Raw genomic sequence first — 14215 nt, forward strand, 5'->3', positions numbered from 1 at the left:
GGTGATCAGGCCCTGCTTGGTGCCGGTGATGGACATATAGGCGGGGGTTGCCATGGATACGTTCCTTGTCGTTGAAAGTGCCCAGGCGATATGCCGGGGTCACCGGTGCTAGACAAGAACTGTGCCACTGGTCTTGAAACTCTTTTCCATCAAGGCGTTATTGGGGGAAACCAAAAATTCGCTGGCGATTCTCATGGGAAGAACACTGAAAATTGCGCAACTTTTTGCGCACCGCTTGCAAAAAGTTGCGCACTCTCTCGGAGCCCTTTGGGTATTTGTTCCCTAGCGTTCTATCCACAACGTTATCAACCAAAAAGTTGCACAGTTCTTCATTGGCAAGGTAGGCGAAGATCGCGCCGCACGGTTTCGTTCCATCGGCCCAGGGTGAAGGAAAGTGAGTTATCGGAGAGGTTGGGGGCTGAAAGATATGGCGAGTTATGGCCAAAAGCCCTCTATGGAGAGGGCTTTTGGGGTAGGGCCAGCAGGGTTGTTCTGCTGCGGGGAACCGGAGGTGCGGTTCTTCGCCTTTCGGCCAAGGCTCAGTTGATCTGTGCGCCCTTGGCGATCCAGCTGCCGATCAGGTTGCGTTCTTCCTGGGTCATCTGCGTGATGTTGCCCAGCGGCATGATCTGCGAGGCCACGGCCTGGGCCTGGATCTTCGGTGCCAGTTGCTGGATCTGCTGCGGGGTGTCGAGCATGATCCCGCCTGGCGCGGTGCTGAACAGCTGGCTGGTCGGTTTCGCCGAGTGGCAGACGGTGCAGCGCTCCTGGATCACGTGATGGACCTTGTCGAAGTCGGCTCCGCTCGCGGTCCCGGCATTGGAGGCCTGGGGCGCGGCGGGCGCGGTTGGTGCGTCGCCGCCGGTCGCCGGTTGTGCCGGTGCCGCCGCCGGGGTGCTGGCCAGCGGTGCGGAAGCCTGCTGGTAGTTCGGCGTGGTGACGAAGGCCAGGGCGATCATGCCCAGCGCTCCGGCGGGCAGTGCCCAGGCGAAGCGGTTGCTTTCGTGGCGGGTGTTGAAGTAGTGGCGTACCAGTACCGCGAGCACCGCGATGGCGGCCAGGATCAGCCAGTTGTACTGGCTGCCGTAGGTGCTCGGGAAGTGGTTGCTGATCATGATGAACAGCACCGGCAGGGTGAAGTAGTTGTTGTGCCGGGAGCGCAGCAGGCCCTTGGCCGGCAGCACCGGATCGGGCTCGCGGTTTTCTTCGATGGCTTTCACCAGCGCGCGCTGGGCCGGCATGATCACCCTGAACACGTTGCCGACCATGATGGTGCCGATGATCGCGCCGACGTGCAGGTAGGCGCCGCGGCCGCTGAACACCTGGGTCAGGCCGTAGGCGGCGGCGACCAGCAGGACGAACAGGACCAGGCCGAGCAGGGCAGGGGTCTTGCCCAGCGCCGAATCGCAGAGGATGGTGTAGACGAACCAGCCGCAGACCAGCGAACCGATACCGATGGCGATGGCCGCCGCCGGCGCCAGGTCGCTGCCGGGGGCGATCAGGTAGAGGGTCGGGTTCAGGTAGAACACGATGGTCAGCAACACCACCCCGGACATCCAGGTGGAGTAGGCCTCCCATTTGAACCAGTGCAGGTTCTCCGGCATTTTCGGCGGAGCCAGCTTGTACTTCTCCAGGTGGTAGATGCCGCCACCGTGGATTGCCCAGAGGTCTCCGGACAGGCCTTCACGCGGGTTGCTGCGGTTGAGGTTGTTCTCCAGCCAGACGAAATAGAACGAAGCGCCGATCCACGCGATCCCGACGATCATGTGAATCCAGCGCACCAGCAGGTTCAGCCATTCGATGAGATGTGCTTCCACAGTCTTGTACCTCTTGCCCTGGCCGGCGGACCGGCGGCAGGACCTCTCTTATTGGTTTGATTGGGGGTCGAGGAGGAGCTGTTCGTCCTCGGTGAAGAAATGCTCGTCGCAGTTGTTCCCGGAACCGCTGCGATCGACCACCAGGAAGTCATCCCGCTTTTCGATCGTCAGCACCGGATGGTGCCAGACGCCGCGGTGGTAATTGACGCCCTGCCTTCCGTTGGTCAGGAAGGCGCGGACGAGGCCCGGTACAGGTACATCGCCAAGTGGCGCGACCACGACCAGAAAGGGGTTGCCGAGCAGCGGGATGAAGGCCTGGCTGCCCAGCGGATGGCGTTCCAGCATGCGGATGCGCAACGGCATTTCCAGCTTCTCGGCGCTGAAGATGCTGATGATCGCGTTATCTTCCGGTTGCGCGGTCTCGACCGTGGCCAGCTTGTGATAACGGCGGGTGGAGCCGTTGTTGATCATGAAATAGTCGCTGCCGGCGGTTTCGATCACGTCACCGAACGGGGCGAAGGCTTCCTTGGTCAACGGCTCGATCTTGAGAGTGCGCATACTGATCCTGTCGATTCTGTTTGTTGTATTCCGGACGCACGCGGGGCCCGGGTCTCACGGTAATTGTGGCCTGCCGAACAGGCGCAGGCGGCTGACGCCGCCGTCGGGAAAGATGTTCAGGCGTACATGGGTGATCGGGCCGAGGGCGTTGAGGTGCCGCTCGAACCGATGTTCCTGGTGCATTTCCAGCTTCTGCGCTGGCAGCAGCTCGCGCCAGAAGAGGCTCTGTGCCTCGATCCGGGCCTCGTTTCCGCCTTCCACGAAGGCGGCCTGAATGCTGCAGCTTTCTGGATAGTTGCCCTTGAAGTGCAAGGTATCGACGACCGCCGCCTCGATGCTGCCGGGATGGCCGAGGGCGACGATCACCCAGTCGTGGCCCGGCGTGCGGCGGCGGCCGGTTTCCCAGCCGTCGCCCATGTTGATGGCACGTCCGGGGTTGAGCAGGTTGCCCATGCGTCCGAAATGCTGGTCGGAACAGGCCAGCGCCCGGCCGCCGTTGACCGCTGCGGCCAGGTCGAGCGCCGTTCCCGGCGGCTGGCTGCTCCAGTCGCGGTAGGGCACGCCATAGAGGCGCAGGCGGGCGATACCGCCGTCCGGGTAGATGTTCAGACGCAGGTGGGTCCAGGGACGTTCGTCGTCTATCGGGTGGTAGTGATGGCTATCGCCCTGCAGCCCCACCGCCGGCAGCACTTCGCTCCAGGACGTGCTGTCGTCCGGGTCGCCTTCGGTGCAGAAGCAGCCATCCAGGGAAGCCGCCGGCGGATGGTTGCCGGTGAAGAAGCGGGTGTCGATGTCGACGCCCTTCAGCACGCCCGGCACACCCAGGCGGATCACCGCCTGGTCATGGCCCTCGAAGCGCTTGCGGCGGGTTTCCCAGCCGTCCATCCACTTGCCGCTGTCGTCGAATACGCCTTCCTTCCACACCGGTTCGCCGGCCTGCAGCATGCGGCTGGCCGGGGCGAACCATTCGTCGCTGACGGCGACCACCTGGCTGCCCAGGCGTGCGTCGGCGAGGTCGAGATAGTGGCGGAAGGGCGAGTGTTCGGCGTTCATGCTCGTCTCCGCAGGCCTCAGAGCTGCTGCAGGCGGAACAGGGCGATCTTGTTGATCTCGGCCAGCGCAGTAGCGAACTCCTCGTCGGCGGAGTGCTGGATGCGTTCCTCGAATGCCGCCAGGATCTGATGGCGGTTGCTGCCCTTCACCGCCTTGATGAAGGGGAAGCCGAACCTGGCCTTGTAGGCGTCGTTGAGTTCGGTGAAGCGGGCGAACTCCTCGGCGCTGCATTCGTGAATCCCGGCGCCGGCCTGCTCGGAGGTGCTGGAGGCGGTCAGTTCGCCACGGATCGCCGCCTTGCCGGCGAGGTCCGGGTGGGCGTTGATCAGCGCCAGCTGGGCTTCGTGGCTTGCCGACAGGAGAATGTCGGCCATGCGCTGGTGCAGGCCCTCGATATCGTTGAGGCTGTCGTCGATGCCCAGGTCATAGGCCTTCTCGGCGACCCAGGGGGAGTGTTCGTAGATGTCGGCGAAGGCTTCGACGAAGGCCTCGCGGGACAGCGAGGCGGGGGTCAGGGTCTGGAAACGGCTCATGCCTCGGTCTCCTGGAAAGGATGCTCACGGTGCCAATGGCGGGCGATGTCTTCGCGGCGGGCGAACCAGACCTTGTCGTGGCTCTGCGCGTACTGGATGAAGCGCTCCAGGGCGGCCATCCGCGCCGGGCGACCGATCAACCGGCAATGCAGGCCGATGGAGAGCATCTTCGGCGCCGTCGCGCCTTCTTCGTAGAGCACGTCGAAGGCGTCCTTCAGGTACTGGAAGAACTGCTCGCCATTGTTGAAGCCCTGCACCTGGGTGAAGCGCATGTCGTTGGTGTCCAGGGTATAGGGAATCACCAGGTGCGGTTTCTCCGCGGTGCTGGCCGGGTCCCAGTAGGGCAGGTCGTCGTCGTAGGTGTCGGAGTCGTAGAGGAAGCCGCCTTCCTCCATCACCAGGCGCCGGGTGTTCGGGCCGGTGCGTCCGGTGTACCAGCCCACCGGGCGCTGGCCGGTGAGTTCGGTGAGGATGCGGATGGCTTCGAGCATGTGCTCGCGCTCCTGGGCCTCGTCCATGTACTGGTAGTCGATCCAGCGGTAGCCGTGGCTGCAGATTTCGTGGCCGTCGGCGACCATCGCCCTGATCACCTCAGGGTTGCGCTGCGCCGCCATGGCCACGGCGAACACGGTGAGCGGCACGTTGCGTCGCTTGAACAGCTTGAGCAGGCGCCAGACCCCGGCGCGGCTGCCGTATTCGTAGAGCGATTCCATGCTCATGTGGCGCACGCCCTGCAAGGGCTGGGCAGCCACCATTTCGGAAAGGAACGCCTCGGACTCCTTGTCGCCATGCAGGACGCAGCGCTCGCCACCTTCTTCGTAATTGAGCACGAAGGACAGGGCGATGCGCGCATCGCCGGGCCAGTGAGGGTGGGGAGGGTTGTTGCCGTATCCGATCAGGTCGCGTGGGTAGTCAGCGCTCACAGCAGTGTTCCTTATTGTGGATGGGGCGGCGGGCCGGACGGGCCGGGGATGCCGTGATGGATTTATTGTATACAAGTTTGCCTGCGGTCTGTAAATACAATCCTGTTTGCCGATCCCTGCCATTCATCCAGCAAAAAACCTGCCCGACTGGTCAGTTAGCGAAGAATGAGGCCCTGCGGGGTGGGGCTTGTGGAAGGAATGCCCGATTTCGGGGCGGCTGCCGCATTTTCGGTTGTGGCGGTGTTTTTTGTATACAATTCATCGAAGGATAACTTATATTGCTTCGCAAGCGGCTCCCTGGCGGGCTGCAAGCGAGCGGCGCCGGGCAGGTCCCGGAGCGATCCCCATCGAACGAAGGCAAGAGGAGGAGTGGTGTCCGCCAGCGGGCGCCCGCAACCCATGGGACGTTTGACCACGCATGTACTGGATTCCGCACACGGCTGCCCCGGCCATGGCATCAAGATCGAGCTGTACCGGGTAGAAGGCCAGCAACTGGAACTGATCGCCACCACCCTGACCAACCACGACGGCCGCTGCGACCAGCCGGTGCTGCAAGGCGAGGACTTCCGTCCCGGGGTCTATCAACTGGTGTTCAACGCCGGCGACTACTATCGCGCCCGCGGCGTGCAATTGCCGGAGCCGGCCTTCCTCGACCAGGTGGTGCTGCGTTTCGGCATCGCCTCCGCCGACGATCACTACCACGTACCGCTGCTGATCTCGCCCTACAGCTATTCGACCTATCGCGGCAGCTAGGTGCGTGCCACGAAACACTGACTCTCCGAGTCCTTTTCCCTGGCCCGCCATCGAGCGGGCTTTTTTTCGTTCGCGGGGAGTGCGCCGAGGGTTGCCGGTTATCCGCCACTCGTGGGCAGGAAGGGAAATGCGGCGCAGGGTACGAATGGGCGGGGGATGAAGCTGCGCGTCGCGAGCCCTGCGGGGCAACGACAGGTTCGAGGCGGATAGCCGCGTGCGGCCATCCGCCATCCGGGCGGGTCAGAGGAAGATGAACTTGGCGACGAAGATCACGAACAAGGCATAGAGGCTGGCCGAGACTTCGCGGTGCTTGCCGGTGAGGACCTTCATCGCGACGTAGGTGATGAAGCCCAGGGCGATACCGTCGGCCACCGAGAAGGTCAGCGGCATCATGATCACCGTGACGATCGCCGGGATGGTTTCGGTGTGCTCGTCCCAGTCGATGTGCGCCATCCCGCCCATCATCAGCATGGCCACGTAGATCAGCGCGCCGGCGGTGGCGAAGGCGGGGATCATCCCGGCCAGCGGGGCAAAGAACATCGCGGCGACGAACAGCACGCCGACCACCACCGCGGTGAGCCCGGTACGTCCGCCGGCGGCCACGCCCGCGGCGCTCTCCACGTAACTGGTCACCGGCGGGACACCGAGCATGCCGCCGAACACGCTGGAGGCGCTGTCGGCCTTCATCGCCTTCGACAGGTTCTCGATGCGCCCGTCCTCCTTCACCAGGTGCGCGCGCTGGGCGACGCCCATGAGAGTGCCGGCGGTATCGAACATGTGCACGAAGAGGAAGGCCAGGATCACGCTGATCATGGTGACGTTGAACGCGCCGGCGATGTCCATCGCCAGGAAGGTCGGCGCCAGGCTCGGCGGCGCCGAGAACACCCCGCCGTACTGCACCAGGCCGAGGGCCCAGCCGACCAGGGTGACGCTGAGGATGCTGATGAGGATGCCGCCGAACACCCGGCGGTACTCGAGCACGGCGATCATCAGGAAGCACAGTGCCGCCAGCAGCGGGCCGGGCGAGGTGAGGTGGCCGAGCTTGATCAGGGTCGCCGGGCTGGCCACCACGATGCCGGCGGTCTTCAGGCCGATCAGGCCGAGGAACAGGCCGACACCCGCGCCCATGGCGAACCTGAGGCTGCGGGGGATGCTGTTGAGCAGCCATTCGCGGACCCGGGAGAAGGTCAGCAGCATGAACATCACCCCGGAGATGAACACCGCGCCGAGGGCGATCTGCCAGCTGTAGCCCATGGTGCCGACCACGGTGTAGGTGAAGAAGGCGTTCAGCCCCATTCCCGGCGCCAGGCCCACCGGCCAGTTGGCGTACAAGCCCATCAGGAAGCAGCCGAGGGCGGCCGCCAGGCACGTGGCGACGAACGCCGCGCCGTGGTCGATGCCGGCGTCGGCCATGATGTTGGGATTGACGAAGATGATGTAGGCCATGGTGATGAAGGTGGTCAGCCCGGCCGCCAGCTCGGTCCTGACCGTCGTACCATGCTGGCGGAGCTTGAACAGGCGTTCGAGCAGGCCGGTGGCGGGCGGTGTCGCAGCGTAGATCCCTTGTTCTTCTTGTTTGGTGCTTTCCACAGCAGGTACTCCTCATCGCTCTTGTTGTTAGGTCCTGCGGGCCGGTTGGTTACCAGGTCCCTGACGCGGCTCGAAGGTGATGTGAGGGCACGATTTTCTGACCTTTGGGTCAAGAACTCGTGCGAGCGATTATGCCTTTGTATACAAAAAGGTCAAAGAATGTTTGAGGGTGTTTCGCCACATTTTTATCAGCTTTCCGTCACGCGTCCTTCCGGGCGGTGCCGCGCGCTCGGAACGAGGGGCGGAAAGGGGTGGTGCGCCGGATGCCGCTGCTTGTGTACACTATTTCGCTATCAGCCGCCGGCGTGCCTCACCCACGCCCGTGAGCCAGGATCAGCCCAGGCCACAAGCCGGACGCACAAGGTTCGAGACCGATGACCGATCAGTTGCAACACATCAGGAAGCCGCCGCGCACCGGCAAGGCTGCCCGCAGCGGTACCCAGGACGAGATCGTCTACGCCCACATCTTCGACGCCATCCTCGAACAACGCCTGGCCCCCGGCACCAAGCTGAGCGAGGAAGCGCTCGGCGAGATATTCGGCGTCAGCCGCACCATCATTCGCCGCGCCCTCTCGCGCCTGGCCCACGAGCAGGTGGTGCTGTTACGGCCGAACCGCGGCGCGGTGGTCGCCAGCCCGAGCATCGACGAGGCCCGGCAGATCCTTTTCGCCCGCCGCACCGTCGAGCGCGCCATCACCGAACTGGCCACCGACAACGCCACCGCCGAGCGCCTGGCCGAGTTGCGCGAGATGGTGGTGCAGGAACAATCCAGCTTCGCCCGTGGCGACCGGGGCGCCGGCATCCGCCTGTCCGGCGAGTTCCACCTGAAGCTCGCCGAGATGGCGCGCAACGCTCCTCTGGTGAGTTTCCAGCGCAGCCTGGTGTCGCAGACCTCGCTGATCATCGCCCAGTACGAAAGCGGCGGTCGCTCGCACTGCTCGTTCGACGAGCACAACGAGATCCTCGACGCCATCGAGAAAGGCGACAAGGAGCGCGCGGTGACCCTGATGATGCACCACATGGAGCATATCGACAGCAAGCTCAACCTGGAGAGCGACAACGCTTCCGGCGACCTGCACGCGGTGTTCTCGCACCTCCTCGGCGGCAAGAAGAAGCCTCGCCGGGCCAAGGCCGACAGCGACTCGGCGGCCTGATCCGAAGCATGAAAAAGCCCCGCGATGCGGGGCTTTTTCGTTTCCGCTGTCCCGTCCTGAATAAGGTTTACACCTCCCATGCCGATTTTCCGGAGAACTAGATGGAGCAAGGTGTAAACCTATTTCAGGACTAGACGCTCGGCTTTTTCAGGGGATCGCCAGGCGGCCGATCCGGTCGTTTTCCAGGCTGCCGAAGTAGAGCTGGTCGCCCACCGGCTTCGCCGAGGTGATCATGCGCAGGTGGTGGCCGCTGGTGTCGTGCAGGCTGCGGACGATCCTGCCCTGTTCGTCGATGGCGATGACCAGCCCGTAGGCGGTCGGCTTGGGCAGGAACATGCGCGGCAGCTTGGCCAGCTGCGCCTTCAGCCAGGGATGCCGGTGGAGGAAGTCGGCGTCGGCCTTGCGCGGGGTCGGCAGGGCCACCCAGAAGGTACCCTTGCGGTCGCCCTGGAGGTTGTCCGGCAAGCCCGGCAGGTTGTCGATGAACACCTCGTGCTGGCCAGCCTTCTCGCCTTTCAGCCAGTAGCGGGTGATGCGATAGCGGTAGGTCTCGTTGACCAGTACGAAGTCCTCGTTTGCCGAGAGTGCCACGCCATTGGCGAAGTACAGGTCCTTGAGCAGCACCTCGGTCTTGCCGGTGGACGGGTCGTAGCGCAGCAGGCGGCCGTGCGGTCGGGCCTCGAGCAGGTCGAGGATGTAGTCGGGCTGGTGGAACTTGCTGGAAGCGTCGCTGAAGTAGATGCGGCCGTCGCTGGCGATGTCGAGGTCGTCGGTGAAGGCGAAGGGGACGCCGTCGGCCTCGGTGGCGAGGGTTTCCACCTTGCCCTGCGGATCGATGCGCAGCAGGCCTTTCCAGGCGTCGGCGAGGATCAGGTTGCCGGCGGCATCGAAGTCCATGCCCAGCGGGCGGCCGCCGGTGTCGACGAAGGTCTCGACCTTGCCGCTGGCGTCCAGGCGTACCACGCGGCCGTCGGCGAGACCGGCATAGACGCGGCCCTGGCTGTCCACGGCGGTGTCCTCGGGGCCGTGCAGTTGGCCCTGGCCAAGCAGCTCGGCCTTCATCAGGGTGTCGTTGGGTTCGAGGACCCCGGTCATCTGCGGAGCGGCCGGGGCATCCCAGGCGAGCGGGTCGATCGGGCTGGTCTTCAGGGCCAGGTAAAGAGCCGCGCCAGCCAGCAGGAGGACGATTATTCCGCTGAGCTTCTTCATGCAGTTCCCTTGTTCGGATTGTCGGACAAGGGGCGGAGTATGGACATTCGCTACGTTCATCGGCAAGCGCGGTGCCGAGCGGAATGCTCGCAGGGCGCGAGGCTCTATATAATGCGCCGCACTTGACCAAGGAGATGTTCGTGACCGCGCCCGAAATCCAGTGGATCCGCGATGATGCCAGCCTGGCGCAGCAATGCCGGGAATGGCGCACACAGCCGTACCTCGCGCTCGATACCGAGTTCATGCGCGTCGATACCTTCTATCCCGCGGCCGGTCTGGTGCAGGTGGGCGATGGCCGGCAGGAGTGGCTGATCGATCCGCTGCTGATCCAGGACTGGAGTCCCTTCGCCGAACTGCTCGAAGACGAGCGGGTGGTGAAGGTGCTGCACGCCTGTAGCGAAGACCTCGAGGTGTTCCTGCGCCTCACCGGCAGCCTGCCGGTGCCGCTGTTCGATACGCAGTTGGCCGCCGCCTATCTCGGTATGGCCCATTCGATGGGCTATTCGAAGCTGGTGAAGGAGGTGCTGGACATCGACCTGCCCAAGGACGAGACCCGTTCCGACTGGTTGCAACGGCCGCTCACCGAGATGCAGATGCGCTACGCCGCCGACGACGTCCAGCACCTCGCCCAGGTCTACCTGGCCCTGGATGCGCGGCTGAGCGAGGAGAAACGCGCCTGGCTGCTGGAGGACGGCGCCGAACTGGTCGCCAACCTCTGCCGCGAGAGCGATCCGCGCGAGGCCTACCGCGAGGTCAAGCTGGGTTGGCGGCTGCGTCCGCAGCAACTGGCGGTGCTCCGCGAACTCTGCGCCTGGCGCGAGGAGCAGGCACGCCTGCGCAACCGGCCGCGCAACCACGTGCTGCGCGAACGCACCCTGTGGCCGCTGGCGCGCCTGCTGCCGAAGAACAAGACCGACCTGGCGGCGATCGAGGACATGCATCCGCGCACCGTGCGCCAGGACGGCGACTTCCTCATCGAACTGATCGCCCAGGCTGCGCGCCTGCCGCAGAGCGAATGGCCCGAGGCGCTGCCCGAGCCGCTGCCGCCGGAGGTCACCCCGCTGCTCAAGAGCCTGCGCGCCATCGGCCAGCGCGAAGCGGAGACCCTGGGCATGGCGCCCGAGCTGATGCTGCGCAAGAAGATCCTCGAGGCACTGCTCAAGAGCGGCTATCCCGACGGTCCCTACGAACTGCCCGATTCCCTCCGCGGCTGGCGCCGCGAACGCATGGGCCAGGCCCTGCTGGACGCCCTGGAGAGCGCATGAAACGAATCTGTTCCGTCTACAAGAGCCCGCGCAAGAACGAGATGTACCTCTACGTCGACAAGCGCGAGGCGTTGAGCCGCGTGCCCGAGGCCCTGCTGGTGCCGTTCGGCGCGCCGCAACATGTCTTCGACCTGCTGCTCACCTCCGAGCGCCAACTGGCCCGCGAGGATGTCGCCAAGGTCCTGGAGAACATCGAGAAGCAGGGCTTCCACCTGCAGATGCCGCCGGGCGAAGAAGAGTACATCGAGCATCTCCCGGAAGAGTTGCTGCGCATGAACGACCCGCTCTGACGCGAGCCGTACCCCGCTGGCGCCGGCTTACCGGCGCCACTTTCACGACGTGAAACCCGCTCTGTGCAAGGCTGCGCCTTCGGTGCATGATGTCCGCAAGATGTCGCACGATAGCGGAACCCCTGGCAGCGACCGTGGTCTACCAGCGCCAATCCTGCTGCTCTCGAGGGCTTCCCTCCAGGAGCCGTGATGCATGAAAGAACAATATTCTCCGGCCTGATCGCCAGCCCTTGTCCGGCTTGGCAGTGTGACCCATGCGCTTGCTGATTCTCGAACGTGACCACGCTCTCTATGCCGCGCTGCTGATGGCGGCCGACCCCAGCCTGAAGGTGGTGGCGGGGGACGACCCCCTGCAACTCATCGACGCCGCCAGCGAGTGCTCGATCTGGCTCGGCCAGCCCGACCTGGTGGCGCAGATGCTGCGCCAAGGCGTGCATCCGGTCTGGGTGCAGTCGACCTGGGCGGGCATCACGCCGCTGCTGGCCGCCGACCTGCCGAAGGACTACAGCCTGACACGCGCGGTAGGCATCTTCGGCCAGGTGATGAGCGAATACCTGCTGACCTACATGCTCGCCCACGAGCGCCAGTTCCTCGGTCGCCTGGCCAGCCAGGTCGGTTCGCAATGGGATAGCCGCACGCCTGGCGGGTTGCGTGGCCGGCAGGCGGTGATCGTGGGTACCGGGGAGATCGGCCAGGCGGTGGCGCATACCCTATCCGGCTTCGGCATGGACCTGACCGGGGTGGCGAAGAATCCGCGTTCGCTGGTGCCGTTCAACCGCATGGGCTCGCTCGACGACCTCGGCCGCCTGGTGGAGACGGCCGACTACCTGATCAACCTGCTGCCCGACACCCCCGATACCCACGACATCTACGACCGTGCGCTGTTCGCCCGGCTCAAATCCACGGCGCTGTTCATCAACGCCGGGCGTGGCGTCGCGGTGGTGGACGCCGACTTGGTGGCGGCGCTGGAGAACAACCAACTGGCCGGCGCGGTGATCGACGTCTGCCGCGAAGAGCCGCTGCCGGCCAACCACCTGTTCTGGCATACCCCGCGCCTCTTGCTGACCGGCCACACCGCCGCGCCGACCCTGCCGGGGGCGATGGTCGAACTGTTCCGCGACAACCTCGCGCGCTTCTGGGCGGGCACCGCCATGCGTGGCGAGGTGGACTTCGCTCGCGGCTACTGAGCCGCGTTCCCTCAGGCAGCGAGCGGGAGCAGCGGATTCACCTCGACGGTGATGTGCACCAGTTCCTCATGCTCGGCCAGGCGGCGCTTGAAATAGTCGGCGCTGCCTTCCTCGGTGGTCAGCAGACTCAGCAGGCAGGCGTACTTGCCCTGGCCGACCTGCCATAGGTGCAGGTCGAGCAGTTCCGCCGGCAGCGGGCTGCTGGCGATCGCCGCGCGGATTTCCGCAGCCACCGGCGCATCCATCTGCGCATCCAGCAATACCCGGCTGCTCTGCCGGATCAGGCCGCATGCCCAGACACTGACCAGTACCGCGCCGACGATACCCATCAGCGGGTCCAGCCAGGCCGCGTTCCACAGCAGGCCGCCGGCCAGCGCGACGATCGCCAGCAGCGAGGTGGCGGCATCCGCCAGCACGTGCAGGTAGGCGGCGCGCAGATTCAGATCGTGCCGGTGGGCATGATGGTCGTGGTCGTGGTGATGGTGCGAGTGGCCGTGCCCGTGGTGGGCATGGCCGTCGCGCAGCAGCCAGGCGCAGGCGAGATTGACCAGCAGGCCGAGCGCGGCGACCAGCATCGCCTGCTGGTAGTGGATCGGGCTGGGGTCGAGCAGGCGTTCGACCGATTGGTAGAGCATCAGCCCGGCCACCAGCAGAAGCAGCAGGGCGCTGGTGTAGCTGCCGAGCACCTCGATCTTCCACGTACCGAAGCTGAAGCGCGGGTCGTTGGCATAGCGCCGCGCGGCGCCGTAGGCGAGTACCGCAAGACCCAGGGCCAGGGCATGGGAGCTCATGTGCCAGCCGTCGGCGAGCAGGGCCATGGAGTTGAACAGCCAGCCGCCGGCGATTTCCGCGACCATCATGCAGGCGGTGAGCAATACCGCCCAGCGCGTGTTGCGCTCGGCCAGCGGGTTGCCCTGGTCGAACCGATGGGAGTGGCGCAGGGGCCGGGTAGTCGGGGTGCCGGGCATTGGCTACTGTCCTGTCGAGACGTTGAAAATATACTATACCCCAGTATATTACCTTGAGGAGAGAGCGGTGGCCCATACCATCCATGGGAAGAAGAAGCTCCTGGCGCGGGTGCGCCGCATCGCCGGGCAGACCCGGGCGCTGGAGCAGGCGCTGGAAGAGGGCAGCGAATGCGCGGCGGTGCTGCAGCAGATCGCGGCGATCCGCGGTGCGGTGAACGGCCTGATGAACGAAGTGCTGGAGGGGCACATCCGCGAACACCTCGGCGCCGAGCAGGCGAGCGCGGAGCAGCGTCGCGAAGACCTGGAGCTGGTGGTGACCGCGCTGCGCTCCTACCTGAAGTAGCCATGTGCCGGCCGGTGCTTGGCCTGGAGGGGGCAGGGGACTAGACTATCGCGCCTTTTCACCAGCCCCCGATGCCATGGCCGCCAAAGTCGAACCCTTCTGGAAACGCAAGACCCTCGCCCAACTCGACCAGGACGAGTGGGAGTCGCTGTGCGACGGTTGCGGCTTGTGCTGCCTGCAGAAGCTCGAGGACGAGGACGACGGCAGCGTCTACTACACGCGTATCGCCTGCAAGCTGCTCGACCTGCAAAGCTGCCGCTGCACCAACTACGCCGAGCGCATCCGTTTCGTCCCCGACTGCATCCAGCTCACCCCGGCGCAGGCCGACGAGTTCCAGTGGTTGCCGCCGACCTGCGGCTATCGCCTGGTTGCCGAAGGCAAGGACCTGCCGCTCTGGCACCACCTGGTCTGCGGCGACCCGGAGCGGGTCCACAAGGAACGCATTTCCCAGTCCGGGCGCATGCTCAGCGAGACCCAGGTGGCCGAGGACGACTGGGAGGACTACCTGATCTTCCGCGCCGGCTGAGCTCGCGTCCGTCGCACTTCCTTACCTTGTGAAATGATATGTATTA

Annotated in this window: 15 protein-coding genes; 7 read left to right on the plus strand and 8 right to left on the minus strand. The window is 65.0% G+C overall.

The window, feature by feature from the left end; translation table 11 throughout:
• Positions 1–539 precede the first annotated feature (539 nt).
• The 5 genes from LT948_RS09385 to puuE are packed head-to-tail and all read right to left on the minus strand — an operon-like array spanning position 540 to position 4884.
• Positions 540–1817 (minus strand): urate hydroxylase PuuD, encoded by a 1278-nt coding sequence (locus tag LT948_RS09385; protein WP_003087201.1) that lies wholly within the window; start codon positions 1815–1817, stop codon positions 540–542.
• Positions 1818–1865: 48 nt separating this feature from the next.
• Complete coding sequence (locus LT948_RS09390; protein ID WP_003083329.1) at positions 1866–2375, minus strand: ureidoglycolate lyase; 510 nt, start codon at positions 2373–2375, stop codon at positions 1866–1868.
• 54 nt (positions 2376–2429) lie between these two features.
• Entirely contained in the window at positions 2430–3428 is a 999-nt protein-coding gene (alc, locus tag LT948_RS09395; protein WP_003120468.1) for an allantoicase, read from the minus strand.
• A 17-nt stretch (positions 3429–3445) separates the two neighbouring features.
• Complete coding sequence (gene uraD / locus LT948_RS09400; RefSeq protein WP_073657149.1) at positions 3446–3961, minus strand: 2-oxo-4-hydroxy-4-carboxy-5-ureidoimidazoline decarboxylase; 516 nt, start codon at positions 3959–3961, stop codon at positions 3446–3448.
• Positions 3958–4884 (minus strand): allantoinase PuuE, encoded by a 927-nt coding sequence (gene puuE, locus LT948_RS09405; RefSeq protein ID WP_003083336.1) that lies wholly within the window; start codon positions 4882–4884, stop codon positions 3958–3960. Before puuE ends, uraD begins: the two co-directional genes overlap by 4 nt.
• 372 nt (positions 4885–5256) lie before the next feature.
• Here puuE and uraH point away from each other — a divergent pair, with 372 nt between their 5' ends.
• Positions 5257–5637: a hydroxyisourate hydrolase gene (uraH, locus tag LT948_RS09410; RefSeq protein ID WP_003087207.1), complete on the plus strand. Its 381-nt coding sequence runs from the start codon at positions 5257–5259 to the stop codon at positions 5635–5637.
• Between the two features lie 240 nt (positions 5638–5877).
• On the opposite strand, the gene LT948_RS09415 is transcribed toward uraH, so the two are convergent.
• Complete coding sequence (locus LT948_RS09415; protein ID WP_003087209.1) at positions 5878–7227, minus strand: NCS2 family permease; 1350 nt, start codon at positions 7225–7227, stop codon at positions 5878–5880.
• Between the two features lie 374 nt (positions 7228–7601).
• On the opposite strand from LT948_RS09415, the gene LT948_RS09420 reads away from it, so the two are divergent.
• Entirely contained in the window at positions 7602–8381 is a 780-nt protein-coding gene (locus LT948_RS09420; RefSeq protein WP_003083340.1) for a GntR family transcriptional regulator, read from the plus strand.
• A gap of 147 nt (positions 8382–8528) precedes the next feature.
• Here LT948_RS09420 and LT948_RS09425 read toward each other — a convergent pair whose 3' ends face one another.
• The gene (locus tag LT948_RS09425) at positions 8529–9590 is read right to left on the minus strand and encodes an SMP-30/gluconolactonase/LRE family protein (protein ID WP_003082649.1); all 1062 of its coding nucleotides are present in this window, start codon (positions 9588–9590) and stop codon (positions 8529–8531) included.
• A 140-nt stretch (positions 9591–9730) separates the two neighbouring features.
• Here LT948_RS09425 and rnd point away from each other — a divergent pair, with 140 nt between their 5' ends.
• The 3 genes from rnd (at position 9731) to LT948_RS09440 (ending at position 12332) form a co-directional block, all read left to right on the plus strand.
• Positions 9731–10855: a ribonuclease D gene (gene rnd / locus LT948_RS09430; protein ID WP_003086813.1), complete on the plus strand. Its 1125-nt coding sequence runs from the start codon at positions 9731–9733 to the stop codon at positions 10853–10855.
• Complete coding sequence (locus tag LT948_RS09435) at positions 10852–11145, plus strand: YcgL domain-containing protein (RefSeq protein WP_023097819.1); 294 nt, start codon at positions 10852–10854, stop codon at positions 11143–11145. The genes rnd and LT948_RS09435 overlap by 4 nt, the downstream gene beginning before the upstream one ends.
• A gap of 254 nt (positions 11146–11399) precedes the next feature.
• Positions 11400–12332, plus strand: a complete 933-nt coding sequence (locus LT948_RS09440; protein ID WP_003086815.1) for a D-2-hydroxyacid dehydrogenase — start codon at positions 11400–11402, stop codon at positions 12330–12332.
• An 11-nt stretch (positions 12333–12343) separates the two neighbouring features.
• Here the strand turns inward: LT948_RS09440 and aitP are convergent, their stop codons facing one another.
• The gene (aitP, locus tag LT948_RS09445; protein ID WP_023086424.1) at positions 12344–13300 is read right to left on the minus strand and encodes a CDF family iron/cobalt efflux transporter AitP; all 957 of its coding nucleotides are present in this window, start codon (positions 13298–13300) and stop codon (positions 12344–12346) included.
• Between the two features lie 67 nt (positions 13301–13367).
• Between aitP and LT948_RS09450 the strand changes: the two genes are divergently transcribed.
• Both LT948_RS09450 and LT948_RS09455 read left to right on the plus strand, forming a co-directional pair.
• On the plus strand, positions 13368–13643 hold the full coding sequence (locus LT948_RS09450; RefSeq protein ID WP_003082658.1) for a metal/formaldehyde-sensitive transcriptional repressor: 276 nt from the start codon (positions 13368–13370) through the stop codon (positions 13641–13643).
• Positions 13644–13719: 76 nt separating this feature from the next.
• Positions 13720–14169 carry a YcgN family cysteine cluster protein gene (locus tag LT948_RS09455; RefSeq protein WP_003082662.1) on the plus strand — a complete coding sequence of 150 codons (450 nt, stop codon included), beginning with the start codon at positions 13720–13722 and terminating at the stop codon, positions 14167–14169.
• The last annotated feature ends 46 nt before the right edge of the window (positions 14170–14215 follow it).

Source organism: Pseudomonas sp. CP-1 (genome assembly GCF_021213715.1).
Taxonomy (GTDB): Bacteria; Pseudomonadota; Gammaproteobacteria; order Pseudomonadales; family Pseudomonadaceae; genus Pseudomonas; species Pseudomonas aeruginosa.

What these genes read in the sequence shown, in the direction of transcription:
- alc (WP_003120468.1), bottom strand. Translation starts at nt 3,428, where the DNA reads ATGAACGCCGAACACTCGCCCTTCCGCCACTATCTCGACCTCGCCGAC.
- uraD (WP_073657149.1), bottom strand. Translation starts at nt 3,961, where the DNA reads ATGAGCCGTTTCCAGACCCTGACCCCCGCCTCGCTGTCCCGCGAGGCC.
- LT948_RS09455 (WP_003082662.1), top strand. Translation starts at nt 13,720, where the DNA reads ATGGCCGCCAAAGTCGAACCCTTCTGGAAACGCAAGACCCTCGCCCAA.
- LT948_RS09390 (WP_003083329.1), bottom strand. Translation starts at nt 2,375, where the DNA reads ATGCGCACTCTCAAGATCGAGCCGTTGACCAAGGAAGCCTTCGCCCCG.
- LT948_RS09420 (WP_003083340.1), top strand. Translation starts at nt 7,602, where the DNA reads ATGACCGATCAGTTGCAACACATCAGGAAGCCGCCGCGCACCGGCAAG.
- LT948_RS09425 (WP_003082649.1), bottom strand. Translation starts at nt 9,590, where the DNA reads ATGAAGAAGCTCAGCGGAATAATCGTCCTCCTGCTGGCTGGCGCGGCT.
- LT948_RS09440 (WP_003086815.1), top strand. Translation starts at nt 11,400, where the DNA reads ATGCGCTTGCTGATTCTCGAACGTGACCACGCTCTCTATGCCGCGCTG.
- LT948_RS09435 (WP_023097819.1), top strand. Translation starts at nt 10,852, where the DNA reads ATGAAACGAATCTGTTCCGTCTACAAGAGCCCGCGCAAGAACGAGATG.
- aitP (WP_023086424.1), bottom strand. Translation starts at nt 13,300, where the DNA reads ATGCCCGGCACCCCGACTACCCGGCCCCTGCGCCACTCCCATCGGTTC.